Annotated in this window: 22 protein-coding genes and 7 tRNA genes; 18 read left to right on the top strand and 11 right to left on the bottom strand. The window is 74.1% G+C overall.

Annotation, left to right across the window (positions count from 1 at the left end; genetic code table 11):
* Positions 1-343 precede the first annotated feature (343 nt).
* The 3 genes from cobT (at position 344) to ACFYQQ_RS37265 (ending at position 6,737) form a co-directional block, all read left to right on the top strand.
* Positions 344-4,240 (top strand): nicotinate-nucleotide--dimethylbenzimidazole phosphoribosyltransferase, encoded by a 3,897-nt coding sequence (gene cobT, locus ACFYQQ_RS37275; protein WP_388906953.1) that lies wholly within the window; start codon positions 344-346, stop codon positions 4,238-4,240.
* A gap of 244 nt (positions 4,241-4,484) precedes the next feature.
* Positions 4,485-5,768: a uroporphyrinogen-III C-methyltransferase gene (gene cobA / locus ACFYQQ_RS37270; RefSeq protein ID WP_356166644.1), complete on the top strand. Its 1,284-nt coding sequence runs from the start codon at positions 4,485-4,487 to the stop codon at positions 5,766-5,768.
* A gap of 150 nt (positions 5,769-5,918) precedes the next feature.
* Entirely contained in the window at positions 5,919-6,737 is an 819-nt protein-coding gene (locus ACFYQQ_RS37265; protein ID WP_356166641.1) for an RNA methyltransferase, read from the top strand.
* A 27-nt stretch (positions 6,738-6,764) separates the two neighbouring features.
* Here ACFYQQ_RS37265 and ACFYQQ_RS37260 read toward each other — a convergent pair whose 3' ends face one another.
* The gene (locus ACFYQQ_RS37260; protein WP_356166681.1) at positions 6,765-8,069 is read right to left on the bottom strand and encodes a serine/threonine-protein kinase; all 1,305 of its coding nucleotides are present in this window, start codon (positions 8,067-8,069) and stop codon (positions 6,765-6,767) included.
* Between the two features lie 196 nt (positions 8,070-8,265).
* Here ACFYQQ_RS37260 and ACFYQQ_RS37255 point away from each other — a divergent pair, with 196 nt between their 5' ends.
* The 4 genes from ACFYQQ_RS37255 (at position 8,266) to ACFYQQ_RS37240 (ending at position 10,506) form a co-directional block, all read left to right on the top strand.
* On the top strand, positions 8,266-8,499 hold the full coding sequence (locus ACFYQQ_RS37255; protein ID WP_121404330.1) for a hypothetical protein: 234 nt from the start codon (positions 8,266-8,268) through the stop codon (positions 8,497-8,499).
* Positions 8,500-8,740: 241 nt separating this feature from the next.
* Complete coding sequence (locus ACFYQQ_RS37250; protein ID WP_356166637.1) at positions 8,741-8,950, top strand: hypothetical protein; 210 nt, start codon at positions 8,741-8,743, stop codon at positions 8,948-8,950.
* A gap of 250 nt (positions 8,951-9,200) precedes the next feature.
* Complete coding sequence (locus ACFYQQ_RS37245) at positions 9,201-10,142, top strand: phosphotransferase family protein (RefSeq protein ID WP_388906948.1); 942 nt, start codon at positions 9,201-9,203, stop codon at positions 10,140-10,142.
* 79 nt (positions 10,143-10,221) lie between these two features.
* Positions 10,222-10,506 carry a zf-TFIIB domain-containing protein gene (locus ACFYQQ_RS37240; RefSeq protein ID WP_356166631.1) on the top strand — a complete coding sequence of 95 codons (285 nt, stop codon included), beginning with the start codon at positions 10,222-10,224 and terminating at the stop codon, positions 10,504-10,506.
* A gap of 94 nt (positions 10,507-10,600) precedes the next feature.
* Here ACFYQQ_RS37240 and ACFYQQ_RS37235 read toward each other — a convergent pair.
* The 5 genes from ACFYQQ_RS37235 to ACFYQQ_RS37215 form a co-directional block, all read right to left on the bottom strand.
* Positions 10,601-10,675 (bottom strand) — tRNA-Val (locus tag ACFYQQ_RS37235).
* Between the two features lie 29 nt (positions 10,676-10,704).
* A tRNA-Val gene (locus ACFYQQ_RS37230) sits at positions 10,705-10,776 on the bottom strand.
* 26 nt (positions 10,777-10,802) lie between these two features.
* Positions 10,803-10,874 (bottom strand) — tRNA-Val (locus ACFYQQ_RS37225).
* A gap of 1 nt (position 10,875) precedes the next feature.
* Positions 10,876-10,949 (bottom strand) — tRNA-Cys (locus ACFYQQ_RS37220).
* A gap of 39 nt (positions 10,950-10,988) precedes the next feature.
* Positions 10,989-11,061: transfer RNA gene (locus ACFYQQ_RS37215), tRNA-Gly, on the bottom strand.
* A gap of 157 nt (positions 11,062-11,218) precedes the next feature.
* Here ACFYQQ_RS37215 and ACFYQQ_RS37210 point away from each other — a divergent pair.
* The 3 genes from ACFYQQ_RS37210 to ACFYQQ_RS37200 are packed head-to-tail and all read left to right on the top strand — an operon-like array spanning position 11,219 to position 13,964.
* On the top strand, positions 11,219-12,262 hold the full coding sequence (locus ACFYQQ_RS37210; protein WP_388906945.1) for a chorismate-binding protein: 1,044 nt from the start codon (positions 11,219-11,221) through the stop codon (positions 12,260-12,262).
* Positions 12,259-13,080 (top strand): aminodeoxychorismate lyase, encoded by an 822-nt coding sequence (locus tag ACFYQQ_RS37205; protein ID WP_356242112.1) that lies wholly within the window; start codon positions 12,259-12,261, stop codon positions 13,078-13,080. Before ACFYQQ_RS37210 ends, ACFYQQ_RS37205 begins: the two co-directional genes overlap by 4 nt.
* A 59-nt stretch (positions 13,081-13,139) precedes the next feature.
* Entirely contained in the window at positions 13,140-13,964 is an 825-nt protein-coding gene (locus ACFYQQ_RS37200; RefSeq protein WP_355795585.1) for a GNAT family N-acetyltransferase, read from the top strand.
* 22 nt (positions 13,965-13,986) lie between these two features.
* Here ACFYQQ_RS37200 and ACFYQQ_RS37195 read toward each other — a convergent pair whose 3' ends face one another.
* Positions 13,987-14,511, bottom strand: coding sequence for a DsbA family protein (locus ACFYQQ_RS37195; protein ID WP_356242115.1), 525 nt, complete (start codon positions 14,509-14,511; stop codon positions 13,987-13,989).
* A 170-nt stretch (positions 14,512-14,681) separates the two neighbouring features.
* Between ACFYQQ_RS37195 and ACFYQQ_RS37190 the strand changes: the two genes are divergently transcribed.
* Entirely contained in the window at positions 14,682-15,125 is a 444-nt protein-coding gene (locus ACFYQQ_RS37190; protein ID WP_356166617.1) for a hypothetical protein, read from the top strand.
* Positions 15,126-15,324: 199 nt separating this feature from the next.
* Complete coding sequence (locus tag ACFYQQ_RS37185) at positions 15,325-15,477, top strand: hypothetical protein (RefSeq protein ID WP_167459210.1); 153 nt, start codon at positions 15,325-15,327, stop codon at positions 15,475-15,477.
* A gap of 41 nt (positions 15,478-15,518) precedes the next feature.
* Here the strand turns inward: ACFYQQ_RS37185 and ACFYQQ_RS37180 are convergent, their stop codons facing one another.
* Positions 15,519-16,076, bottom strand: a complete 558-nt coding sequence (locus ACFYQQ_RS37180) for a CGNR zinc finger domain-containing protein (protein ID WP_356166613.1) — start codon at positions 16,074-16,076, stop codon at positions 15,519-15,521.
* Positions 16,077-16,326: 250 nt separating this feature from the next.
* Positions 16,327-16,740: an SsgA family sporulation/cell division regulator gene (locus ACFYQQ_RS37175; RefSeq protein WP_003959770.1), complete on the bottom strand. Its 414-nt coding sequence runs from the start codon at positions 16,738-16,740 to the stop codon at positions 16,327-16,329.
* Between the two features lie 191 nt (positions 16,741-16,931).
* Here ACFYQQ_RS37175 and ACFYQQ_RS37170 point away from each other — a divergent pair, with 191 nt between their 5' ends.
* Together ACFYQQ_RS37170 and ACFYQQ_RS37165 are read left to right on the top strand one after the other, a co-directional pair.
* Positions 16,932-17,366 (top strand): TIGR02611 family protein, encoded by a 435-nt coding sequence (locus ACFYQQ_RS37170; protein WP_356166610.1) that lies wholly within the window; start codon positions 16,932-16,934, stop codon positions 17,364-17,366.
* A gap of 81 nt (positions 17,367-17,447) precedes the next feature.
* Positions 17,448-17,522 (top strand) — tRNA-Val (locus ACFYQQ_RS37165).
* A 1,159-nt stretch (positions 17,523-18,681) separates the two neighbouring features.
* Here the strand turns inward: ACFYQQ_RS37165 and ACFYQQ_RS37160 are convergent.
* A complete protein-coding gene (locus ACFYQQ_RS37160) occupies positions 18,682-21,120 on the bottom strand; it encodes an SCO7613 C-terminal domain-containing membrane protein (protein WP_388906938.1) in 2,439 nt (812 codons plus the stop codon).
* 87 nt (positions 21,121-21,207) lie between these two features.
* On the opposite strand from ACFYQQ_RS37160, the gene ACFYQQ_RS37155 reads away from it, so the two are divergent.
* Positions 21,208-21,654, top strand: a complete 447-nt coding sequence (locus tag ACFYQQ_RS37155) for an SRPBCC family protein (RefSeq protein WP_355793929.1) — start codon at positions 21,208-21,210, stop codon at positions 21,652-21,654.
* Positions 21,655-21,693: 39 nt separating this feature from the next.
* Positions 21,694-21,765, top strand: a tRNA-Val gene (locus ACFYQQ_RS37150).
* A 58-nt stretch (positions 21,766-21,823) separates the two neighbouring features.
* Here ACFYQQ_RS37150 and ACFYQQ_RS37145 read toward each other — a convergent pair.
* On the bottom strand, positions 21,824-22,549 hold the full coding sequence (locus ACFYQQ_RS37145) for a 3'-5' exonuclease (protein WP_355793928.1): 726 nt from the start codon (positions 22,547-22,549) through the stop codon (positions 21,824-21,826).
* A 168-nt stretch (positions 22,550-22,717) separates the two neighbouring features.
* Here ACFYQQ_RS37145 and ACFYQQ_RS37140 point away from each other — a divergent pair, with 168 nt between their 5' ends.
* Both ACFYQQ_RS37140 and ACFYQQ_RS37135 read left to right on the top strand, forming a co-directional pair.
* Complete coding sequence (locus ACFYQQ_RS37140; protein ID WP_355793927.1) at positions 22,718-23,284, top strand: DUF4365 domain-containing protein; 567 nt, start codon at positions 22,718-22,720, stop codon at positions 23,282-23,284.
* Positions 23,281-24,507 (top strand): hypothetical protein, encoded by a 1,227-nt coding sequence (locus ACFYQQ_RS37135; RefSeq protein WP_388906933.1) that lies wholly within the window; start codon positions 23,281-23,283, stop codon positions 24,505-24,507. Before ACFYQQ_RS37140 ends, ACFYQQ_RS37135 begins: the two co-directional genes overlap by 4 nt.
* Positions 24,508-24,533 lie beyond the last annotated feature (26 nt).

Genomic DNA, 24,533 nt, shown 5'->3' with positions numbered 1-24,533 from the left:
CCGCTTGTCGTACCGCGCGCGGTAGGCTGACCGATCGTCGTACCGCATTCGTGCCCGGCGCTTCGTCGGCCAATGTCCGGAAAACGCGCCCCTTTTGGGTTGGGTGTGGTACGGCGTTACCGGAGGACGCGCAACGTGGCGCAGTCCACAGTGGACCGTCGCGGATCACGCTGTCGCGAGGGCGGGACGACCGGGACAATGCCAGTTAATGGCTTTGTCTCCTTTACGGGCGGGTCGTTCGTGCCGCTGGGCACGCACGCTCGTTCTTCATTGCGGGGGCGGTCGGTGCGCCGTTCCGGGCGAGCTGGTCGTAGGAGCACTAACCGATGGGCGAGGGGTACGCATGACCGACACCGGCCAGGTCCCGGGCGAGGGACTGCCGGAGAACGCAGGCATGGTGGAGCAGCCGGGCGCCTCCGCGCACGGTGCGTACACCTTCCTCGACCCCTCCGAGACCCCCGCCGAGGACGACGACCTGCTTCTCATGCCGGGCGCGCAGGGCGCGTGGGGCAACGAAGTGCCGCCGCCCCCTCCGCTGCCCCTCGCGCTCGAGCCGGGCCCGGTGCCCGGTCAGGAGCCGGGTCCGCAGCTCGTCCACGAGCCCGGACCGCACGAGACGGACGGCCGCGACAGCGGCTCGGTCGACCTCGGTGCCGTCCGCATGGCTCAGCCCCCGGCCCCGGCCCCGCAGCCGACGACGCCCCGCCGCCCGCTGCACCTCGGCCCGCCGATCCCGGACGGCTCGTCCAGCCCCGTGCGCTCGCTCGCCGACCGCGGTCCCGCCGGTGCGCCCACGGGACCCGCGCCCCTGCGCCAGGCCGGCCCGCCGACCATCGGCCCCGAGTACCTGGACGTCCCGCAGGCCGCGGAGGTCCCTCAGCAGGGAGCGCCCTGGGGTGCCGCGCCCCAGCCGCAGGACGTGCCGCCGGTGCCGCAGGCGAGTGCCGGGGGGACGGCTGCAGAAACGGTCGTCCCGGAGGCGGCGCCGACCGCCGTGGCCGAGGCCCCCGAGGCCCCCGAGCCCGCCGAGGCCCCGGCACAGGCCGCTGACGTACCCGTCGAGCCGGAGACCGCGTTCGAGCAGCCGGCCGAGGCCGCGCAGCCCGCGGAGACGCCGGACGCCTCCGAGGCCGCGCCCGGCGAGTTCCAGGCGCCGGAAGCCGTGGACGTTCCGGCTCCGGACACCGCCGACGCCGTACCGGCGCCCGAGGCCCAGCCCTCGGCCGACGCCGCGCACGCGCCGGAGGGCTACCTGCACCAGCAGGCCCTCGACACCGCCCTCGACCGGCACGCCGTGCTCGGTTCCCCGGAGCCGTACGCCCCGGCGGACCCGGCCGCGCCGCAGGATCCGGCCGCCCCCGTGGCCCCGCAGGCCCCGGAAGGCCCGGAGGACGCGCACACCGGGCAGACCGCCTTCGACGCCGTCCGGCCGGAGGAGCACCTTCCGCAGCCGCCGGCCCACCCCGAGGGCGTCGAGCCGTCGGTGCCCGTCGACGACGTCCACCCGGCCGCGTCCGCCGATCAACCGGCCCCCGCCGAGGTCGCGCAGCCCGCGCCCGTCCAGGACTCCGGCGCGCACCTCTACGCGGCCCCGGACCCGCAGAGCGGTGAGCCCGAGCTCCACCAGACCCCGACGCAGACCGCCGACCCGGTGGCCTTCGAGGCCGACGCCGCGACCGGGCTGCCGGAAGCAGCCGCCGCCTTCGCGCCCGTCGTGGAGCCGCAGCAGCAGCCCGCCGAAGCCCCGCAGCCGAGCGAGGCCGAGACGGCGCCGGTGGCCGAGGAGCCGCTCGCGGACGCCGCGCCCGGCTTCGTCGCCCCCGACCCGGAGACGGCGCACGTCCAGCAGTTCTCCGGCCTCGCGGCCGAGCCGCAGCGGGGCGTCCCGGCGGTAGTCGGCGCACAGGCGGCGGCACCCCACGCGGTCCTCGGCCAGACGCAGGCGGCCCGTTCGCAGGGCGAGGTCCTGCCCGAGGAAGCGGCCGGGTCCCCCGAGCCCGCGCCTGTCGAGACGCCCCGGGAACAGCGCGCCGGCCGGCACGCCCACCGTTCCGTCGGCGAGTTCGTCCCCGTGGACGGCTCGGTGCCGACCACCCCGCACCTGGCCCCGACGCCCCCGCACGCCATGGCGGTGCCGCCGCTGCCCCCGCAGGAGGAGCAGCCCCAGCAGGCCGCCCCCGCAGCAGAGCCCGAGGCGACCGCACCCGTCCAGGTCCCGGCCGAGGAACCCGAGCCCGTCCACCCGCCGGTGGCCGAAGCGGTCCCGGAGTCCGCCGCGGAACCGGTGGCCGAACCCGGCCCCGTCACGGGCCTTCCGACGGACGCCGAACCCGTCGCCGCCGTGCCCGCCCCGCGCGAGGCCGAGGCACCCCCGGCACCCCCCGCTCCGGAGCCGCCCGCCGCGGACCCGGAACCCGTAGTCGCACAGCAGGCGGACGACCTGGACACCCAGGGCGCCGACCAGGAAGAGAGCACGGCCGCAGTGGAAGACGTACGAGAGTCCACCGGCCCGGCCGCGCCCGGTTACGACGACGCCGAGCGCGAGGCCGTGCTGCGGGTGATGCGCGAGCGCCGCGACATCCGCAACGGCTTCCGCAGCGACCCGATCCCGCACGACGTGCTGCTGCGCGTCCTGGAGGCCGCCCACACCGCGCCGAGCGTCGGCCACTCCCAGCCCTGGGACTTCGTGGTGATCCGCTCCGCCGAGACCCGCCGCTCGATGCACGAACTGGCGGCCCGCCAGCGCGAGGCGTACGCCAAGTCCCTGCCCAAGGGCCGCGCCAAGCAGTTCAAGGAACTGAAGATCGAGGCCATCCTCGACACCCCGGTGAACATCGTCGTCACCGCCGACCCGACCCGCGGCGGACGGCACACCCTGGGCCGTCACACGCAGCCGCAGATGGCCCCGTACTCCTCCGCGCTCGCGGTCGAGAACCTCTGGCTCGCCGCGCGCGCCGAGGGCCTCGGCGTCGGCTGGGTCAGCTTCTTCGACGAGCGCGAGATGGTGCGCGCCCTCGGCCTGCCCGAGCACCTGGAGGTCGTGGCCTACCTCTGCGTCGGCTACGTCGACGAGTTCCCGGACGAGCCCGAGCTGATGCAGGCCGGCTGGTCCAAGCGCCGCCCGCTGTCGTGGGTGGTCCACGAGGAGACCTACGGCCGCCGCGCGCTGCCCGGCGAGGAGCCGCACGACCTGCTCGCCGAGACAGTCACCAACATCCGCCCGCTCGACGCCAAGGCGCTCGGCGAGGCCTGGGAGCGCCAGAAGCGGATGACGAAGCCGGCCGGCGCCCTCGGCATGCTGGAGATCATCTCCGCGCAGCTGTCCGGCCTGTCCCGCCAGTGCCCGCCGCCGATCCCGGAGCCCGCGGCCGTCGCGATCTTCGCCGGCGACCACGGTGTCCACGCCCAGGGCGTCACCCCGTGGCCGCAGGAGGTCACCGCCCAGATGGTGGCCAACTTCCTGGGCGGCGGCGCGGTGTGCAACGCCTTCGCCAACCAGGTGGGCGCCGAGGTCTGCGTCATCGACGTGGGCGTCGCCTCCGACCTGCCCGCGACCCCGGGCCTGCTGCCGCGCAAGATCCGCGCGGGCACGTCCGACATGACGACCGGCCCGGCGATGACCCGCGAGGAGGCCAGGGCGGCCATCGAGGTCGGCATCGAGACGGCCCGCGACCTGGTCGCGGCCGGCAACAAGGCCCTGCTGACCGGTGAGATGGGCATCGCCAACACCACCGCGTCGGCGGCCTTGATCTCCGTCTTCACGGGCACCGACCCGAGTGAGGTCACCGGGCGCGGCACGGGCATCAACGACGAGACCCTGGCCCGCAAGACCGAGGTCGTGCGCCGCGCCCTCGACGTGCACCAGCCGGACCCGGCCGACCCGATCGGCGTCCTGGCCGCGATCGGCGGCTTCGAGCACGCCGCCATGGTCGGCCTGCTGCTGGGCGGCGCGTCCCTGCGCACCCCGGTGATCCTGGACGGCGTCAGCGCCGGAGCGGCGGCCCTGGTGGCCCGCGCGATCGCCCCCGAGGTCCTCGCGGCCTGCATCGCCGGCCACCGCAGCGCGGAGCCCGGCCATGTGGCGGCCCTGAACAAGCTGGGCCTGCGCCCGCTGGTCGACCTCGACCTCCGGCTCGGCGAGGGCACCGGCGCCCTCCTCGCGCTGCCGGTGGTGCAGAGCGCGGCCCGGGCGATGCACGAGGTGGCGACCTTCGACTCCGCGGGCGTGACCGAGAAGTAGCCGCGAGCGCCGCGTCCCGCCCCGTCGCCCGGCGACGGTACGGCAGGACGCGGGGCCTCCCCTGACCGCACGGACGGCGTCCCGAGGGCGCCGTCCCGGTTTCGGGCGGGGCCGGGCGCGGGGAGGTAACCCGCACCCGCCCGAGCCACCGCTGTCACCCGCAGCTTAAAATCCGCACGTCAGGCCCGCTCCGAAGGCGCAGGGGGCCCGTCTCGCACCGCCCCGCACGAGGAGCCGCACCTCCATGGCCGAACACCCCGCCTACCCCGTGGGCCTCCGTCTCGCCGGCCGCCGCGTCGTCGTCCTCGGCGGCGGCCAGGTCGCCCAGCGCCGCCTTCCCGCCCTGATCGCGGCCGGCGCCGACGTCCACCTCGTGTCCCCGCGGGCCACCCCCTCCGTCGAGGCGATGGCGGACGCGGGCGAGATCACCTGGACGCGGCGGTCCTACGAGGACGGCGACCTGGCCGAGGCCTGGTACGCCCTGATCGCCACCAGCGACACGGCGGCGAACGTGCGGGCCTCCGCGGAGGCGGAGCGGCTCCGCGTCTGGTGCGTCCGCTCCGACGACGCCGACGCGGCCACCGCCTGGACCCCGGCCACCGGACACAGCGAGGGCGTCACGGTCGCCGTGCTGACGACGAACGCCCGGGGCCGCGACCCCCGCCACACCGCCGCCATCCGCGACGCGGTGGTGGAGGGACTGCGCGACGGCACGCTGGTGGCGCCGCACCACCGCACCCGCGTCCCGGGCGTCGCCCTGGTCGGCGGCGGACCCGGCGACCCGGACCTGATCACCGTCCGCGGGCGGCGCCTGCTCGCCGAGGCCGACGTGGTCATCGCCGACCGTCTCGGCCCGCGCGACCTGCTCGCCGAACTCCCGCCGCACGTCGCGGTGATCGACGCCGCGAAGATCCCGTACGGCCGTTTCATGGCGCAGGAGGCCATCAACGACGCGCTGATCGAGCACGCCCGGCAGGGCAAGGCGGTGGTCCGCCTGAAGGGCGGCGACCCCTTCGTCTTCGGGCGGGGCATGGAGGAGGCCCAGGCGCTCGCGGAGGCGGGCATCCCGTGCACGGTCGTCCCGGGCATCTCCAGCTCGATCTCGGTCCCGGGCGCCGCGGGCATCCCCGTCACGCACCGCGGGGTCGCGCACGAGTTCACCGTCGTCAGCGGCCATGTCGCCCCCGACGACGAGCGCTCTCTCGTCGACTGGGCGGCCCTCGCCCGGCTGCGCGGCACGCTCGTCGTCCTGATGGGCGTGGACAAGATCGGCGCCATCGCCCGCACCCTCATGGACAACGGCAGGGCCGGCGACACCCCGGTCGCCCTCGTCCAGGAGGGCACGACGGCCGCCCAGCGGCGCGTCGACGCCACCCTCGCGACGGTCGCGGACACCGTGCGCGCCGAGGAGGTCAAGCCCCCGGCGGTCATCGTCGTCGGCGAGGTCGTCAACGTGGGCGCGGGTCTCCTCAAGGACCTGTTCGACGAGGCGGCGTCCGCGAACCCGGCTCCCGGACTCGCCGAGTAGCCGTGCAGCACCCGGCCCGCGACCCCTCCGGAGGTCACCGGCCGCCGAAAGGACCCGGAGAGCCCGCCGCCCGGGATCTCCGCGTAACCCCGGGTAACCCACCCGTTCCAAGCCGTTGGCACCGCACCCAGGACAAGGCAGTATCACCCTGTGGCCGATCTCATCACCATTGAGGACCCCGACGACCCGCGTCTGCGCGACTACACAGGCCTGACCGACGTGGAGCTGCGCCGCAAGCGCGAACCGGCCGAGGGCCTGTTCATCGCCGAGGGCGAGAAGGTCATCCGGCGCGCCAAGGACGCCGGCTACGAGATGCGCTCGATGCTGCTCTCCGCCAAGTGGGTCGACGTCATGCGCGACGTCATCGACGAGCTGCCGGCCCCGGTGTACGCGGTCAGCCCCGAGCTCGCCGAACAGGTCACCGGCTACCACGTGCACCGCGGGGCCCTCGCCTCCATGCAGCGCAAACCGCTGCCGACGGCGGACGAACTCCTGCGCTCGGCCCGCCGCGTGGTCGTCATGGAGTCGGTCAACGACCACACCAACATCGGCGCGATCTTCCGCTCGGCGGCGGCCCTCGGCATGGACGCCGTGCTGCTCTCCCCGGACTGCGCCGACCCGCTCTACCGGCGCTCGGTGAAGGTCTCCATGGGCGCCGTCTTCTCGGTGCCGTACGCCCGGCTCGAATCCTGGCCCAAGAGCCTGGAGACGGTCCGCGAGGCCGGCTTCACCCTCCTCGCGCTCACCCCCGACGAGAAGGCCGCGACCCTGGACGAGGCCGCGCCCCACCGGATGGAACGCGTGGCCCTGATGCTCGGCGCGGAGGGCGACGGCCTGTCCACCCGGGCGCTGGTCGCCGCCGACGAGTGGGTGCGCATCCCGATGGCCCACGGAGTCGACTCGCTGAACGTCGGCGCGGCGGCGGCGGTCGCCTTCTACGCCGTGGCCACGGGCCGCCCGACGGCCTGACCACCCAGGGGGACCCGCCGACCGCAGCTACGGAGCGGCGCGGTGTCCCTCGCCCGGCGGCGCGTACGCCTGTGCGTGCCCCGCGTCCGCACGGGCGCCCTCGCCGCCGAGTCCCCGGGCCGGCCCCTGGCAGCCCTGCGCCGCCGCGATGCCCAGCGCCACCAGCAGCGTCACCACGACGAACACGAACAGCCGCTGACGCAGCAGCCGCGGATTGGCGGGCCGCCGGCCGGTACCGGTGGTGCGGGGCCCCTGCCGCCCGGCGCCACTGCGCGGAGCGGGCCGGCCGCCCGAGCGGGTCGTGTTGCGCGACGGCGCCGGCCGCGACCCCGACCGGGACCCGCCCGTCCGGGAGCCGCCCGCGCGGGCCGGGGGAGTGCCCTGCCCGGTCTGCGGGCCCTGCGGACGCCGCTGGGTGCGCTGCTCGGCGTACTGCTCGGCGAGCCGTCCGCTCGGCCGGTCCGGGTCGGTACGCGGCGCGGGCGGCCGTACGTCCGCGAGCCCTTGGGCCTCACGGGCCGCGATCTCCTTGAGCCGCAGCGACAGTTGCAGCGTGCTGGGCCGCTCCTCGGGGTCCTTCGCGAGGCAGGCCCGCACCAGCGGGGCCAGCGCGTCGGGGACCCCGTGCAGTTGCGCCTCCTCGTGCACCACGCGGTACAGCATCACCTCGGAACTGCCGTGCCCGAAGGGCGAGTCGGCCGTCGCCGCGTACGCGAGGGTGGCCCCCAGCGAGAACACGTCGGTCGCCGGGGTGACCGCGGCACCGCGCACCTGCTCGGGCGCCAGGAACCCCGGGGACCCGACCGCCGTACCGACGTGGGTGAGGGTGGAGGCGCCCGTCGCCCAGGCGATCCCGAAGTCGATGATCCGGGGGCCCTTCGGGGACAGCAGGATGTTGGACGGCTTCAGGTCGCGGTGGACGACACCGGCCTCGTGCACGGCGACCAGGCCCTCGGACAGGGCGGCGCCGACCGCCGCCACGTCGGCCGCGCTCAGCGGACCCTCCTCGGCGACCTTGTCGTGCAGCGAGGGACCGGGAACGTACTGCGTGGCGAACCACGGCCGGTCCGCCTCGAGATCGGCCGCGACCAGCCGCGCCGTGCATCCGCCCCTGATCCGCCGGGCCGCCGAGACCTCACGCGCGAACCGCGACCTGAACTCCTGATCCTCCGCCAGATCAGGCCGGATCACCTTCAGGGCGACCCGCTGACCACGCCGGTCGGAGCCCAGGTAGACAACGCCCATCCCGCCCGCGCCGAGCCGTCGGTGAAGCCTGAACGAGCCGACGACACGCGGGTCCTCGCGCCTCAGGCGCATCATCGCCATGTCCATCCCCGCTGCCCGGTCCGTTTGACGAGCCACAGCTTACGTTTCCACGGCCGGGTGCGCGCATAGGCCGCGCCCTCGCGACCCGATCGATTGTCAGTGCCGGGTGGGAAACTTGAAAGGTGGTCAGAGAACGCGCGACCGGGCCTGCTGCGAGCTGCCCGGGATCCCAACCAGCCGTCCCAGAAGGGGGATTGAACGCGTGAAGGGTGACCGAGTGGAGATAGTCGTGGACGCCGGGGACACGACACGTACGTACGAGGTGGTGGCGAGCAGGGCGGGCCGCCGGGTGGAGACGGCGGTGCGGCGGGGCGTCGTGGAAGTGAGCGAAGTCACCCGCAGCGGATCAGTGGTGCGCACCGCCCGGTTCATGGCGAATCGGGTGCTGGCGCTGGTGGAGCAGCCGATCCCGAGGGAGGACAGCTCGGAACAGTAGGGGCGCACAGGACGTCCCCTCCGGGAAGACCCTGAGATGGATGACCTCGTCTCCACCCAGGGGAGTACGCCGCAGGTCATCGCTCATCCTCCGGGAGGCCCGGCAATCGGTACGAGGGCATGACGACCCACGTCCGCCGCGCACCTAGATTTGAGGTCAAGCGGCGGGTGCAGCACTCGTCCCCCGAGGTCAGACACCCGCCGCTGCCAACCACAACAGAAGCTCGGTCAGGAGAGGGACCATGGCCCACACGGCATCGCGGACGGCGATCCGCACGCAGGGACGCAAGGCGTACACCGCCGCGTTCGGCACCAGCCGCCCGGGCCGCCGCCACCCCTTGGTGGCGACAGCGATGGTCCTTCCCCTGGCGGCCCTGCTCGTGGTCGTCTTCGGCGGCTGGGAAGCAGTGGTCACACAAGCGTCGTCCGTGGGCGTGATGCTGGGGCGCTGAGCGGCGCCCCAGGCCCGGAAGAGCGGTCCGGGCGGGGACATCCGGCCATGAAACCCCGTGGGGACGGGGGTGCGGCGGACGGCAAAAATGCCCGCGCAGCTGGGGAGCTGCGCGGGCATTGCCATGTCCGCGCCCGGCCGGGCGCGCCGCGGACCGGCCCGCCCCCTCGCGCGGACCCCACCGCCGGTGACCGGGGCGGCGCTCCGCCTGCGTACGCTCGCCCCGAACCGAACGCACCCGAGGGGGACCCGTGACCGCAGACGTGCTGCCCGCGCTGACCGCCCAGGCGCGCGGCGCGGCCCATCCCGCCGGCGCCGCCTGCGCGCACGACGACGCGGTGCTCGCCGACCGGCGGGACGGCACCGTCGTCCGGCACGGCGACACCGTCGCCAAGGCGCACGACCCCGGCACGGACCACCGCGAGCTCTCCCGGCGCCTGGCCGTCGCCGCCCACCCGGCCCTCTCCGGCGTCCTCCTCCCGCCGCTGCGCCCCGCCCCCGTCGACCTGCACGGCCGCCCCGTGACCTTCTGGCCCTACGGCACCCCGGTCGACCCGGAGACACCCGAGGCGGCCCCCTGGGAAGCCGCCGCCGCCCTGCTGGCCCGGCTGCACCGGGCGCCCGTGCCGGACGGGCTGCCCGCCATGCGCGGCCCCGTCAAGGCGGCCCGCGCGATCGCCCGGCTCGGGGCGGCCGGCCCGCACCCCGCCGCGGCACCGGTCCTGCGGGCCTGGGCCGGCCTGCCGCCCTGGGCCCGCGCCGAAGCGCCGATGCCGGACGGACCCCGCGCCCTCTGCCACGGTGACCTCCACCTCGGCCAGTTGGTGCGCCACCCGGAGACGACCGGCCGCTGGCTGCTCATCGACGTGGACGACCTGGGCCACGGGGTCCCCGCCTGGGACCTGGCCCGCCCGGCCGCCTGGTACGCCTGCGGTCTCCTGCCGCCCGAGGCGTGGCACCGCTTCCTGTCCGCCTACCGGCAGGCGGACGGCCCCGCGGTTCCCGCCGACGGCGACCCCTGGCCGGCGCTGGACGTACCGGCCCGTGCCCTCACCGTGCAGACCGCGGCCCTGGCGATCGCCAAGTCCGCGGCGGCGCAACGCCCTCTGGACGAGGTCGAGCTCGCCGTCGTCGACGCCTGCGACCGAATGGCGGCCCTCCCGCCCGAGTTGACGCGGGCGCACGCGAAGTAGGGTGCAACCGACCGCAGCCGGGCAGTGTCTGTCCTGGTGTCACACGAAGCAGCACCGACGGCGAGGAGTTGAGCCGAGCATGCAGTGTCCGAAGTGCCATGCGCCCATGCACACCTACAACCGCAATGGCGTCCAGATCGAGCAGTGCAGCGGCTGCCGCGGGATCTTCCTCGACTACGGCGAGCTGGAGTCCCTGACCCGCCTGGAGTCCCAGTGGTCGCAGCCCGCCCCGCCGCCTCCGGCCCCGCAGGCCTACCCCTCGGCCCCGGCACCGGCGTGGGGTGCCCCGCAGGGCGGCCACGGCGGTCACTACGGCGGCCACCACCGCCAGAAGAGCTTCGGGCGCATGCTCTTCTCGTCCTGACGAGCGGGGGCCCTCCGCACCGGAGGGCCCCTGTCCGCTTCCGGCGGGACGCACGACGAAGCCCCCGGCCGTCGAGACGGCCGGGGGCTTCGGCTGGTGCGCGATACTGGGATTGAACCAGTGACCTCTTCCGTGTCAGGGAAGCGCTCTCCCGCTGAGCTAATCGCGCGGGGCGTGCTGCGTGGTGCGTGTACTGCGTGCGCGATACTGGGATTGAACCAGTGACCTCTTCCGTGTCAGGGAAGCGCTCTCCCGCTGAGCTAATCGCGCGGGTACGGATCTTCGACGAGATCCAGTGGACGATACTGGGATTGAACCAGTGACCTCTTCCGTGTCAGGGAAGCGCTCTCCCGCTGAGCTAATCGTCCTTGGAGGTGGAGACGGGATTTGAACCCGTGTAGACGGCTTTGCAGGCCGTTGCCTCGCCTCTCGGCCACTCCACCAGGAGTGCGGGGGGTCGGGAAGATCCCCCTCTTCCTGCGAGCGGACGACCAGGTTCGAACTGGCGACCTCAACCTTGGCAAGGTTGCGCTCTACCAACTGAGCTACGTCCGCTTGTCGTTTCCGGTCGGCTCACGCGTCCCGGCGACGTGTTGAACTCTAGCGGATTCCGGGGCCAGCACAAAAACGCGTTTGCGCAGCGTGCTGCGGTGCGTCCGCGCCAGGACGCGGCCGGGCCCGCCCGCAGGTCACCCACCCTAGACTCGACAACGTGCACGACCTCCCTGCTCTCGCCCGCTTCGGCGGCCTCGTGGCGACCAATCTCCTCGACGTCACCAGCGACCCCGCGGCTCTGGAATCCGCCGGCTTCTGGGCCGTCGCGGCCGACTTCGAGGGCCGCCTGACCTGCGCCCGCTTCGCCGACGTACGCCCCGAGGCGGTGCCCGCTCCGGTGCCGGGGCGGTGGCGGGGACCGGCCGCCGGTGACTGGACGTCGTCGCTCGACCGCGCCGCGTACACCGAGGGCGTGCGGCGCATCCGGCGGCACATCGCGGCCGGCGAGGTGTACCAGGCGAACCTGTGCCGGGTGCTCTCCGCGCCCGTCGCGTCCGACGCCGACTTGGACGCGCTGACCGCGCTGCTCGCCCGGGGCAACCCGGCACCGTACGCCGGAACGATTCGTCTGCCCGGGCACGGCGTCGAGATCGCCACCGCCTCCCCGGAACTGTTCCTGCGGCGCGACGGCCGGACCGTCGAGTCGGGTCCGATCAAGGGGACCGGACGCACCGAGGCGGACCTGCTGGAGAAGGACTACGCCGAGAACGTGATGATCGTGGACCTGGTCCGCAACGACATCGGGCGGGTCTGCGCCACCGGCACCGTGAGCGTCCCCGACCTGTGCGTCGTGGAGAAGCACCCCGGGCTCGTCCACCTCGTCTCGACCGTCCGCGGCGAACTGCGCGAGGAGGCGGGCTGGCCGGAGCTCCTCGCCGCCGCCTTCCCGCCCGGCTCCGTCACCGGCGCCCCCAAGTCCAGCGCACTGCGGATCATCGACGCCCTGGAGACCGCGCCCCGCGGCCCCTACTGCGGGGGCATCGGCTGGGTCGACGCCGACCGGGGCACCGGAGAGCTGGCCGTGGGCATACGCACCTTCTGGATCGACCGGACGGCGGGGGAGCTGCGCTTCGGCACGGGCGCCGGCATCACCTGGGGCTCGGACCCCGAGGGCGAGTGGCGGGAGACCGAGCTGAAGGCCTCCCGGCTGCTCGCGGTAGCGTCGGGGACGTACGAGGAGAGTGGAGGGACCCTTTCGTGAAGATCTGGCTCGACGGCGGGCTGCAGGACACCGAGTCCGCCCGCGTCTCCGTCTTCGACCACGGACTGACCGTGGGCGACGGCATCTTCGAGACGGTGAAGGCGGTCGACGGGCGGCCGTTCGCGCTGACCCGTCACCTCGACCGGCTGACCCGCTCCGCGCGCGGCCTCGGCCTGCCCGACCCCGACCTCGACGAGGTGCGCCGCGCCTGCGCCGCCGTCATCGAGGCCAACCCGATGCCGCTGGGCCGGCTCCGGATCACGTACACCGGCGGTCACGGGCCGCTCGGCTCGGACCGCGGCGAGCACGGCCCGACGCTGGTCGTCGCCCTCGGCGCGTCCACTCGCCGTCCCGACTCGACCGCCGTCGTCACCGTGCCGTGGACCCGCAACGAGCGCGGCGCCCTCACCGGCCTCAAGACCACCTCGTACGCGGAGAACGTCGTCGCGCTCGCCCGGGCCCGCGAACAGGGCGCCTCCGAGGCGCTGTTCGCGAACACGGTGGGGCAGCTGTGCGAGGGCACGGGATCGAACGTCTTCGTCGTCCTGGACGGCGAGATCCACACCCCGCCGGTCGTCTCCGGCTGCCTCGCCGGCATCACCCGCGCCCTCGCCGTCGAGTGGGCGGGCGCCCGGGAGACCGATCTGCCCTTCGACGTGCTGGAGCGCGCCGACGAGATCTTCCTGACCTCGACGCTGCGGGACGTGCAGGCGGTGCACCGCGTCGACGAGCGCGAACTGCCGGGCGCGCCGGGCCCGGTGACCGCAAAGGCCATGCGGATCTTCGAGGAGCGCGCGGGCGACGACCTGGACCCGTGACCGTGCACAGCCGGTAAATCCGGATGACGCCGGAGCGCGGGGCGGGTACAACACCCCTGATGACCACGACCCTGCGGCCGACCGAGCCGCTCCAGCACCACGCCGACGGGACGCGTTCGCGCCACTTCCAGGTCTGCGTGAACAGCCGTCCCGTGGGCGCGATACACCTCAGCACCCACGCGCTCTACGGAGCCGACGTCGCCCTCGCCACCGACCTGCGCATCGACGAGCCCGACCGCGGACGCGGGCGGGGCGCGGTGGCCGCCCTCGCCGTCGAGGAGGTGGCCCGCGGCTGGGGCTGCCGGCGGATCGAGGCGTCCGTGCCCGCCGACGCCGCCGCCGCGCTCCGGCTGACCCGCGCGCTGGGTTACGTCACCCGCAACCGCGGCATGGAGAAGCGCCTCGCCGCCACACCCCCGGAGCTGCCCCCGGGCACCCGCGCGCGTCCGATGACCGAGGACGAGTTCCGCCCCTGGGAGGCCCGGGCCAGGGAGAGCTACGCGCAGCTGTGGATCGAGCGGGGGGTGCCCGAGGCGGAGGCGTACGAGAAGTCGCGACGCGACCACGACCAGCTGCTCGCGCAGGGCGTGGCCACCGAGAACGTGCTGATCAGCGTCCTGGAGCACGAGGGGACCCCGGTCGGCACCCTGTGGCTGGCCCTTCAGGAGGAGCGCGCCTTCGTCTTCGACGTCGAGGCCGACGCGGCGTACCGGGGCCGGGGCCACGGGCGTTCCCTCATGCTGCTGGCCGAGGCGCAGGCGGTCGCCGCCGGCCGGACGGTCGTCGGCCTCAACGTCTTCGCGGGCAACACCCCGGCCGAGCGGCTGTACGAGTCGCTCGGCTACGAGACGACGGCCTACCACATGTACAAGAGCCTGCTGTAGGACGGCGGCGGCCCGGGACCGGTCAGGCCCCGTGCTCCGCCAGCAGCCGGTCGGCGATCTCCTCGACGCGCTCGCGCAGGCCCTCCTGGCTCTTGCCGCCGTCGAGGCGCTCCCCGCCGATGACATACGTCGGCGTGCCCGTGACACCGATCGCCTTGCCCTCGGCCTGGTCGGCGTCGACGATCAGGATGTGCCGGCCGTCGATCAGCGCGGTGTCGAACTCCTCGGCGTCCAGGCCGAGTTCACGGGCCACCTCGACGAGGAACGGCTCGCCCCGGCGGTCCAGCTCCTCGACGCGGCCGAGCACGGCCTCCACGTACGGCCAGGCGCTGCCCTGCTCGGCCGCCTCCTCGGCGGCCTGGGCGGCGGCGAACGCGTGCTTGTGCTTCTCCAGCGGGAAGTGCCGCAGCCGCAGCTCCAGGCGGTCGCCGTAGCGGGCGCGCAGGGCGCGCAGATCGTCCAGGGCGGTGCGGCAGTCCGGGCACTGCAGTTCGCACCAGACGTCCAGGACCGGAGGGACGGGGCGCGCGGCGGGGGAGTCGTTCATGGTGCCCAGTCTTCCAGCCGCGGCCCCGGCACCCCAACCGGGACCTGGGGAGGACCCCGACCCGGAGATGTCCCTGAGGTCCGCCCGGGGCATGGCACAGCGGGCCGGGGCCGGTGCAGGATGGAAGGGACGTAAGCCCCCTTCCCGACCGCACCCAGCCGGAGGACCGGATGATTGCCGAGACCGTCTGTTCCGCCGTGTCCGCGGCCGGGCTGGGTATCGCCGTGGTCACGGCCTACCGCAAGCGTTTCCTGGCCGCGGCCCGGATCGCCGCCTACTCGCTGGTGCCCGTCGGCCTGGTGATGACCGGCGCGGTCGGCTGGGCAGCGGACACCGCGTTCAGCCCGACCGCCTGGGCCGGGTTCGCCGTGCTGGGCTGTGCCTGGCTGCTGTTCCTGGCCACGCGGGCGGTGGAGCGCCGCGGCGGCGGCACCCGCAAGGAACGCAAGGCGGCGCGGGCCGCCCGTCGCGATGCGGTGGCCCCCGAGGCGTCGGCGCCCTCCCAGGGCGGGGGCGCGCGACCGGCGGTGCGGCCGGCCCCGGCGCAGCGCCCGGCGGGCTCCTCGGACGACTTCAGCGACATCGAGGCGATCCTGAAGAAGCACGGCATCTGAGCGGCGCGCGACCGGCGGTTCGCGACCGCGGGCACCTCCGCGCTCCACGACGAACCGAAACGACCCAGCCGAAAGTGATCAGCCGGACCCGCCCAAGTGATCAAGTCCATCACCGCAGTTCGCGAAATTCATGAACTCCCGGTCATTTCGGGCGTGTTGATCGCCCCGGGGGTCTGCCGTAGGTCATCATCACCGCGAGATGCTGGACACAACACAGAGCGACACCGCCGCCCCTTCCGAGGAACGGCGGGGTTGTCTCTTCGCACTTTCCCAGCCACCGCTGATGATCTTCCTTGCGGTGATCGGCTGTCTGCTGCTCATGGCTTCGCTGCACGATCTGCTGCTGCTCTGAGCCGTACACGGAGCCCCTGGCGCCACCCGTTGCGGGCTCCGTCAGCTCGCCGCTTCCTTGCGCCGGGCGCGGTAGGCGGCCACGTGCAGACGGTTCCCGCAGGTGCGGCTGTCGCAGTAACGGCGGGAGCGGTTGCGGGAGAGGTCGACGAAGGCGCGCCGGCAGTCCGGCGCCTCGCACCGGCGCAGGCGCTCCTGCTCCCCGGCGACCACGAAGAAGGCCAGCGCCATCCCGCAGTCCGCCGCGAGGTGGTCGGCGACCGAGGCGCCGGGCGCGAAGTAGTGCACGTGCCAGTCGTAGCCGTCGTGATCCGTGAGCCGGGGCGTGGTCCCCGCGGCGGCCACCAGTTCATTGATCAGCGCGGCCGCGGCCCGCGGATCGTCCGCCGCGAAGATCCCGGTGAACCGGGCGCGGACCTCCTGCACGGCCGCCAGGTCCTGCGCCGAGAGCACGCCCACATCGCTGATCTCGTGCTTTCGTACGAAGTCCGCGAGGGCGGCGACGTCCGGGAGCCGGTCCGCCGCGTCGTCCTCGGGCACGGTGTTCACCAGATCCACCACGGTGTCGAGGGCGCACCGGGTGTCGTGGGTGATCAGCACGATTCGCTCCCTGGCCAGAAGTCGGGCGGGCGCCCGCCGATGGGGGCCGAGCCTAGCGGCTCGGCGCCCGCGGGGACCGGTGCGGGCCGGGCCGGGGAACGATCCCGGACGGCCCGGCCGCTCGCCGGACGCGCACCGGCGCCGCCTCCGCGGGGTTCCGCGGCGACGGCGCCGGTGTGTGCCGTATGCAGTTGTCCAGGCCCGAGCCGTCTCCCCGAGTGGACGGCGCCGGGCGGCTCTGGGTCTCTCGCTAACTCTCCGCCAGGATGTGGGAGAGCTCCGTGTCGAGATCGAAGTGCCGGTGTTCCGTGCCGGGGGGCACGGCGGCGTCGGTTCGCTTGAGGAACGACTCGAGAGCCCGTGCCGGGGCCTCGAGGAGGGCTTCACCCTCCGGAGAGCTGAGGGCGATGCAGACGACGCCCTGACCGTGGCTCCGGGACGGCCAGACTCGGACGTCGCCGGTTCCGGTGGGCCGGTGCAGGCCCTCGGCGAGGAGGTCGCGGGCGAACACCCACTCGACGGTTTCCTCGGCTCCGGTGTGGAAGGTGGCGTGCACGGCGTAGGGATCGGCCGTGTCATACCGCAGTCCTGCGGGTACAGGCAGTGAGGACTCGCTCGACACAACGAGGCGCAGGTGCAGCTCGCAGCTGACCGTGGTGTTCATAAGCGCCAGGGCCTTTCGCTCAGTGTGCGCTCGGGGATTCGCACGTCGGCGAAATCGACATGCCACCTACGGTGCCGTTGTAAACCCCTCTGAGTGTTTTGCGTGGCTTTAAGTAGCTCATCCGGCCGAGAGTACGTTCGCGAGGTACGCCCATTCCGGTGACCGGTTTCTCTCGGGTAGGGTTTGGTCGTATGAATACGGGGAGTGACGAGCCCGGCGAGGTCGCCGTGGCCGACGAGGAATCGAAGAGTGAGCGACCGCTCGGTTCGCGTGCGCCGGAATTCGTCCAGGCCCGGCGGGCGCTGCACCTGAGCTGGCAGGTGGGGGTTTTCGTCGTCGGACTCGCGGTCGTCGGCGCGGGCGTGGTCATGCTGCCGCTGCCCGGCCCGGGATGGCTGGTGATCTTCGGCGGTATGGCGATCTGGGCGACCGAGTTCGTCTGGGCTCAGCTGGTGCTGCGCTGGACGAAGCGCAAGGTGACCGAGGCGACACAGCGCGCGCTCGACCCCCGGGTCCGCCGGCGCAACATCATCCTGACGACCGTCGGCCTGGTGATCGTGGTGGTCCTCGTCGCGGTCTACGTCTGGAAGTTCGGCTTCGAGATGCCGTGGAAGATCAAGGAATGACGCGGTTCCCCCGGCGTCCCGCGGAACCGCTCGGCTGGTCCGGGCCACCCTCTGACATGGGGTAATGTTCTCCGTGCGCCCGGGCGATTAGCTCAGCGGGAGAGCGCTTCGTTCACACCGAAGAGGTCACTGGTTCGAACCCAGTATCGCCCACCAGTTCGAAGGCGGTCTCCGTCCACGCAGTCCGTGGACGGAGACCGCTTTCGGCGTTTCCGGAGATGCCGAGACGGGGGCCAGGCGGCGCCCGAGCCGGTTCGCAGCGGCCGAACACGTCAGGCAGGGTGCCGGGAGCCCTGGGGTCGAGGGGCGGCCCCCAGGGGCCCTTCTGGCGGCGTAGGCCTCTGCCGTGCCGCTCGGTCCGGCTGCGCCTGCGGGCGCGCGGCGGCCGCGCGATTCGAGGCGGCCGATCTCCCCGTACCGGACAGGCGCTCCCCGATCCGGCCGTCGACCCATCGGCTGTCACCGCCTACGGCCGCCCCCGCGGGACGCCGGTGAGAGTGCGTCGCGGTTCTTCCGGTCCCTGAGTGGGCGACTCAGCTCGTGCCCCGGCCGCCCACCCTCGGTGATTGCGGAACCCGTCCCTCCTTCGCCGCGGGGGAGCGATGCCCCGTGCGACAGGGGTTTTTCGGTCCGCTGTGCGTGACGCGGAGAACGCCGTCCGGTGTTCGGCCCGTCGGCCCCGGGTGTCCGACCTGCGAGGTCGCGAAACCGGGGGCGGACCCCTCCGGACCTCCTCCGAGGGCGGCGCCGTCGCCTCCCGCCGATTCCTGTCCGAATCATCGAGGCGCCCGGAAGGGGCCGGTGTCTCGTGCCGGAGCCGTGGCGCCGACGGTGGGTCCTGGGCGGGACGGTGACGATCCGTTACGCCCGGTGGGAGTACGCAGGGTGCGGAAGATCGACAAGTCCATCGAGCTGTCCGGCAAGAAGTCCGCGAAGATCAAGGTGAAGACCGACTTCCGGGATTACGCCGCCTTTTGGGAGAGGCCCCGGACTCGGGCCGCGGGCGGAAATCCACCGGACGTATTCCGGAACGCCGTCGAATTACTTCGGAAGTACGACAAGAGGGGTGTGTTCCTCGGTCTCAAGTGGCAGATGGACGCGGGGAACCCGGGCCTCGACAACTTCCATCCGGATGTCGAGAAGGCCGGACAGGCCGAGGGAAACCGGCTCGGTATTCCGGTCGCATCCGACACCATGTCACTTTTCGTCGACGAGAAGGTCTTCGGAGTCGTACCTCCGCCGCCGAGCGGACCGGTGACGCGGCTGCACCCGATCTTCCTGGGCGACCGGATGCCGCACGCGGACGACGGAGGCCTCAGAGCATCCTTCCCAGCACCTCCCGCACCCGCCGCGCGTCACGGATGCGCCGCTCGTACGTCGCGCCCAGGGCGAGCAGCACCAGGCCGGCGAGCGCGGGAAGCACCCAGCGGGGTAGCGCGTCGGCCACCTGCGCGATGTAGGGGGCCAGTTCGTGCAGGGCGTCCAGGACGAGCACCGCACCGCCGAGGACGAGCGGCGCCCGCAGTCGGTGCCGGGCACCGAGGAGCGTGAGGGCCAGGGCCGCGGCACCCAGTAGCAGCGGGCGCAACCAGTGCGCGTCCGCCCACGCCGCCGCGAGGCTCGGCACGAGCGTCGCCGACAGGCCCGCCCCGTACGCCGTCCAGGACGACACCCCCGCGTCCTTGCGGCGCCGCACGGCCCCGAGGATCAGGGCGGGCACGGTCACCGGCACGGTGTACGCCTCCGGGGAACCGACGTCCCAGGACGCCAGGCGCACCCAGGTGGCCAGGACGAACAGGACGGCGGCCGCCCAGCCCACACCGCGGCGGCTCTCGCGGATCGCGGTGCCCGCGGCGATCACCCCGCACAGGGCGAGCAGCAGGGCCAGCATCGGCGGGTCCGGGACCGTCAGGCCGACGGCGAGCAGTGCGGCGGCGGCCCCGGTCACCTCCACCGGCACGGTCAGGGGCGAGCCGTCGACGCGGGCGGCCAGCAGGGCGGCCCCGGCCGGCACCACCAGCACGAGCAGGGCAGTGTGTTCCGGCTGCCAGCCGAGCGACGCGCCGCCGGCACAGGCGAGGGCGGTGACCCAGGTGAGGGCGGCGGCCACCGCGACCGGCCCCGGCCGCGGCCGCCGGGCGGCCACCGCGAACAGCACGGACAGCGCGGCGAGTACGCCGAGGGTCGCCGCCTCGGAGGCGAGAGAGAGGAGGGCGAGACTCATCGAGCCGGCCAGAGCCAGCAGCAGACCCACCAGAGGCAGGGGGGACAGGAAGGGCTCCGCCGGACGGAGGTACACCGCTGCCGCCAGGACCGCCACGGTCGCGAGCGCCTGCACCGACAGGGCCGCCGCGTACGGCAGTTCGAGGGCGGCGGGAAGCGCGAACGCCGTCGCCCAGGCCAGCGCCAGCGAACCCGCGCGCGCCCTGTCCCGCCAAGCCGGGGCGCGCACCGCCAGCGCCAGGACCACGGCGACCACCGCCGAGACGAGCGGCGCCGCCGCCGCGTGCACCGGCCAGGGAAGGTCGACGGTGACCGCCGCGCGGGCGTCGGCCGGGGCGCCGGACCAGATGTGCGCCACCCGGCTCACCGGACCCAGTACGGCGACGAGGGACACCGGGAGCGCCCACAGCACCGCGAGGGCCTGCACCGCGGCGGAGGCCAGCAGGAGTCCGCGCCGCATCGGCTCGGGGAGCCCGGTGCGTACCGTCGCCGCGAGCGCGACCCCGCACAGCAGGAAGCCCGGCACCGTCCAGTCGTCCGGCAGCCACGAGCGCAGGAGGCCGCCGAGCGCGCCGGTCGTGACCAGGCCGCCGGCCACCGCTAGGGCGGTGGCGAGATCGGGACCGGGCGCGCGCCGGGCCGTGACCAGGGCGATCGCCGCGGCGAGGAGGAGGAGCGCGGCCGCGGGGGCGGCCGTGCCCGGACCGGTCGCCTGCCACAGGAGCACACCGGCCGCCAGAGTGCCCCAGGCGCCCGTGCCGTACGCGCCGACGGCGGCGACCAGGCGCACGGACGGCACCGACACCCGCAGCGCCACCGCCGCGTCGAGCGCGGCCGTGACCAGGAGCGCGGCCGCCGACGTGCGAGCGCCGGCACCGGCCGCCACCGTCCACAGCAGCAGCGGCGACTGCGCCATCGCCATGGCCGCCGGCAGGGGCAGCCGCAGCGCCGGACGCCCGCCGCCCGCGGTCGGCTCGGTGCCGGCCGACGGGACCCGCGCGCCGAGCACGGACCCGTACCCCGCCCACACCGAGGCCAGCACCACCGACGCCACGGCCGCGTACCCGGCACCGCTCCGGTCGGCGAACGCCACCTCGTACAGCGCGTAGGCGTCGAGCACGGTCAGTGCGAGCCCGAGGCCCGCCACCGACTCGGCGGTGGAGCGCAGTCCGCGGCGCAGCAGCGGCACCGGCGCCCCGAGAGCCGCCACCGTCACCGCGCCCAGCACTGAGGCGCGCCCGGCGATCCCGAGGCTGCCCCAGCTGACCAGCGTGAACGCCAGGGCGGCGACGGTGAGCAGGGTGCCGCCGAGGATCAGCAGCAGGTTCTGCACCCCGGGGGCGGTGGCCTCGGGGCGGCGGGCCGGGGGAGGGCCGGGCTGCCGCGCCGCCTGCGCGCGGGCCGACGGAGCCTGCAGGACGCCGACCAGCCAGGCGCGGCGGGCCAGCAACTGGGCCCGGCGGAGGTCGAGTTGCCGGAGCTCGCCGTCGACGAGCCGCAACTCCTCGATCGGGGGCGGGATGTGGGTCATGCTCCGGAGTTTGGTCCCCGTCACCCGGCCGGGCATGAGTGCGCGTACTCACGCCGTACTCAACCCTCCGCCGGGCAGACTCCGCACATGGACTGGTGCCGTTACCGCTTCCGCAGCCTGTGGACCCTGCCCGCCCCGGTCGGCGACGTCTACACCGCCCTCGAACGCGCCGAGGACTACCCGCTGTGGTGGCCCCAGGTGCGCCGGGTCGACCGTGTCGACGACACCACCGGGATCATCCGCATCCGCTCGTTCGTCCCCTACGACCTGGTGTTCACCGCGAAGGAGGTGCGGCGCGACCCGGTGGCCGGGGTGCTGGAGATCGGGATGACCGGCGATCTCGACGGCTGGGCCCGCTGGACGCTGACCGCCGACGGGACGGGCACCCGGGCCCGGTACGACCAGGAGGTGGAGGTGCGCAAGCCGCTGATGCGCCGGCTCGCGGTGCCCGGACGGCCCGTCTTCCGCGCCAATCACGCCCTGATGATGAGGGCCGGACGGCGCGGACTCGGCGCGTACCTCGAAGCGGTTTGAACGACACCCGCCGGGACCTGTATGGTTCAGTGCGTTCCCGGGCGATTAGCTCAGTGGGAGAGCGCTTCGTTCACACCGAAGAGGTCACTGGTTCGAACCCAGTATCGCCCACCCGGAAAGAACCGGTCCGTCGTCGACGGGCCGGTTTTTCGTGTGCCCAGGGCACTCCTCAGGCGGCCGCCGGCAGCTCCGGCCGCAGCGGCCACGCCGGGTCCACGGCCTCCGGGGTCCCGCTCCGCGCGAACCACGCCTGCAGACCGCGGGCCTGCGCCGCGTGCCAGACCGACTGCAGCGTGTGCAGCTCGGCCGGCGACAGCCGCTCCAGCCGGGCCGCGAAACGCCGCCCCACCGCCCGTACGAGGTCCAGCGCGGCCAGCGCGTCGGCCGCCGCGTCGTGCGCGGCCTCCAGCTCCACGCCGTAGTGCGCGCACAGGTCGGTCAGGGTCCGGCGGCCCTTGCGGTACCGGTCAAGGTGCTTGTCGAGGACCCGGGGGTCGAGGACGTGCAGCGGCGTCGAGTCCAGCCACCGGTCCAGCGAGGAGGCGCGGTGACGGCGCAACTCCCGGTCCAGCAGCGTCAGATCGAACGGCGCGTTCATCACCACCAGCGGCCGCCCCGCCGCGGCCTGGTCGCCCAGCTCCCTGGCTATCTCCTCCATCACCGGCGACGGCCAGCGGCCGTTGCGCCGCAGATACTCGTCCGTCAGCCCGTGCACCGCCGTCGCCCCCTCGGGCACCGGCACCCCCGGACTCACCAGCCACCTGCTCACCCGCGGCCGGGCGCCGGGAGCGTCCTGGACGACGACGGCGGCCGACACGATCCGGTCGGTCTCGACGTCCACGCCCGTCGTCTCCGTGTCGAACGCGGCCAGGGGGCCCTCGTACCAGCACGTCATAGGTCACAACTCCTCACTCACTCAAGGCAGCTGACGCGCCGTCCACTGCCCGTTCCGGTGATACCCGGGCTGTTTGCGGCATACGCCCGAAGGAGACAACACAGGTACGGGTCTTTGCAGTTCAGCGACCCGCAGTGGGAAAACCCTTGGCTCGGAGGGCTGTTGGACATGGCCATCGCGCAGCCCGAGCGGGGCGGGCTGCTGCCCCAGCGGACGGCACCGCATCGCGGCACACTCGCCACCACCGCGTGCATGGAGACACTCCAGGTGGGCTACCTCCACGCCGTCGCGGCCGCCGCCGGCTGCTCCCTGTCCCAGCCGTTCCCGGACAACGGCATCGACTGGCACGTCAGCCACAGCGCCCCCGGGCACACGGTCGACGACGAGGTCACCATCAAGGTGCAGCTCAAGTGCACGTACCAGATCCCACCGGACCCCCCGGGCCCCGCCTTCTCCTTCACGCTCGACAACGCGCATCTGGCGAAGCTCGCCCGCACCCCGGTCTCGGTGCACAAGATCCTGGTCGTGATGCTCGTCCCGAGGTCGCAGGACCAGTGGCTGCGGGCCGGGCACGACCGCCTCGACCTGCGGCACTGCTGCTACTGGATCAACCTCGCCGGCCACGCCGTCACCGGCCGGCGCAGGACCACCGTCCGGATACCGACCGCGCGCATCTTCGACGACCGGGCACTGTGCGAGATCATGACGCGCGTCGGGACGGGAGGCAGACCATGACCCACCGCCCCGTCGGCGAACCCCCGCGCCCGCCCGGACCCCGTCCGGCCGGCCCCCGCGGCGAGCGGATGCCCGAGCCCCGCCAGGTGGACCCCGCCGTGCTCGGCGCGCTGCTGCGCCGGCACGGCTGGCGGCGGCGCGGCGGAGTCACCGGACGCTACGGCCGCTGGACCCCGCCGGGACCGGGCGGCGGCGGGACCAGCCTGCTGGTCCCGGAGAGCCGGGCTTTCCCCGACAGCGACGACCTGCTCCGCGAGGCGCTCCTGGCGCTGTCCCGGAGCGCCTCTCCGTCCGCCCGCGACATCCTGCTCGGGCTCGCCGTGCCCAGCGACGAGATCCGGTGGTGGCGGGACGCGCCCGCCGGGCCCGTGGGCGCCGCGCCCTGGACCGTGGAGGAACAACTGCGGACCGCCGCCCGCCAGATGCTGCTCGCCGGAGCGCTGGCCACGCGCGCGCGTGCCGGCTACCACGGCGCCAGGCACCGCCGGCCCGCCGCCGCCTTCCTGGAGAGCGTCCTCGTCGGTGCCGCCCCCGACGGCCGCGGGCTCACCGCCTTCGTGCCCGTCGCCACGGGCCGCCCGCTCGCCGTACGGCTGCACCAGGCGCTCTACGCGGCCCGCGAGGCGATCGACTACCAGCGGGCCACCGGCGGCATGGACGCCTTCGACGCGGCCGTCGAGGCCGGCGTCAGCCACGAACTCACCGAATCCCTGATCGCCCTCGTCCGCGGCACCGAGGGCGCCCGGATCGCCGTCGGGTGGGCACCCGCCGCCGGGACACCGGACGGCTGCGCCGCACCCGCCGAGCCCGTCGAGTTCTCGCCCGGTGACCTGCCCGCGCTGCGCGAGGCCGGCGCCCGCTACCTCCGCGAGGAGCCGTCCGTGCCGGTGCGGCTCACCGGGGCGGTCGTACGGATGCGCAGGTCGACGGTCCGTGGCCCCGGTGCCGTACGGCTGCGGGTGATCGCCGGCGCCGAGGTCCCGTACGTCCGGCTGACCCTCGACGAGGAGGCGTACCGGACGGCCGGGCACGCCCACCTCGCCGGGCTCCCGGTGCGGGTGCACGGGCGGCTGGAGAGCCGCGGCGGGTTCCGCAGGCTCACGGACGCCTCCGGGGTCGTAGCCGTGCAGGTCGACGAGGCGGAGCGGGACCGGCTGATGAAGTCGCCGCAGGGGACCGCGGAGATCACGGCCTTCTTCGAAGAGGCCTGCGGCGGCGACTGACCGCAGAGCGGACCGCCGTCCGCGAC

The organism is Streptomyces sp. NPDC005496, from assembly GCF_042872045.1.
In the GTDB taxonomy this organism is placed as follows: Bacteria; Actinomycetota; Actinomycetes; order Streptomycetales; family Streptomycetaceae; genus Streptomyces.
The sequence above is the reverse complement of the archived record's forward strand: the minus strand, read 5'-3'. Positions and strand labels throughout refer to the sequence as shown.

Bases quoted from the DNA above. Each gene is read 5' to 3' on its own strand.
- cobT (WP_388906953.1), top strand. From the start codon at position 344: ATGACCGACACCGGCCAGGTCCCGGGCGAGGGACTGCCGGAGAACGCA.
- cobA (WP_356166644.1), top strand. From the start codon at position 4,485: ATGGCCGAACACCCCGCCTACCCCGTGGGCCTCCGTCTCGCCGGCCGC.
- ACFYQQ_RS37260 (WP_356166681.1), bottom strand. From the start codon at position 8,069: ATGGACATGGCGATGATGCGCCTGAGGCGCGAGGACCCGCGTGTCGTC.
- ACFYQQ_RS37250 (WP_356166637.1), top strand. From the start codon at position 8,741: ATGGCCCACACGGCATCGCGGACGGCGATCCGCACGCAGGGACGCAAG.
- ACFYQQ_RS37240 (WP_356166631.1), top strand. From the start codon at position 10,222: ATGCAGTGTCCGAAGTGCCATGCGCCCATGCACACCTACAACCGCAAT.
- ACFYQQ_RS37200 (WP_355795585.1), top strand. From the start codon at position 13,140: ATGACCACGACCCTGCGGCCGACCGAGCCGCTCCAGCACCACGCCGAC.
- ACFYQQ_RS37195 (WP_356242115.1), bottom strand. From the start codon at position 14,511: ATGAACGACTCCCCCGCCGCGCGCCCCGTCCCTCCGGTCCTGGACGTC.
- ACFYQQ_RS37190 (WP_356166617.1), top strand. From the start codon at position 14,682: ATGATTGCCGAGACCGTCTGTTCCGCCGTGTCCGCGGCCGGGCTGGGT.
- ACFYQQ_RS37185 (WP_167459210.1), top strand. From the start codon at position 15,325: ATGCTGGACACAACACAGAGCGACACCGCCGCCCCTTCCGAGGAACGG.
- ACFYQQ_RS37175 (WP_003959770.1), bottom strand. From the start codon at position 16,740: ATGAACACCACGGTCAGCTGCGAGCTGCACCTGCGCCTCGTTGTGTCG.
- ACFYQQ_RS37170 (WP_356166610.1), top strand. From the start codon at position 16,932: ATGAATACGGGGAGTGACGAGCCCGGCGAGGTCGCCGTGGCCGACGAG.
- ACFYQQ_RS37160 (WP_388906938.1), bottom strand. From the start codon at position 21,120: ATGACCCACATCCCGCCCCCGATCGAGGAGTTGCGGCTCGTCGACGGC.
- ACFYQQ_RS37155 (WP_355793929.1), top strand. From the start codon at position 21,208: ATGGACTGGTGCCGTTACCGCTTCCGCAGCCTGTGGACCCTGCCCGCC.
- ACFYQQ_RS37145 (WP_355793928.1), bottom strand. From the start codon at position 22,549: ATGACGTGCTGGTACGAGGGCCCCCTGGCCGCGTTCGACACGGAGACG.
- ACFYQQ_RS37140 (WP_355793927.1), top strand. From the start codon at position 22,718: ATGGCCATCGCGCAGCCCGAGCGGGGCGGGCTGCTGCCCCAGCGGACG.
- ACFYQQ_RS37135 (WP_388906933.1), top strand. From the start codon at position 23,281: ATGACCCACCGCCCCGTCGGCGAACCCCCGCGCCCGCCCGGACCCCGT.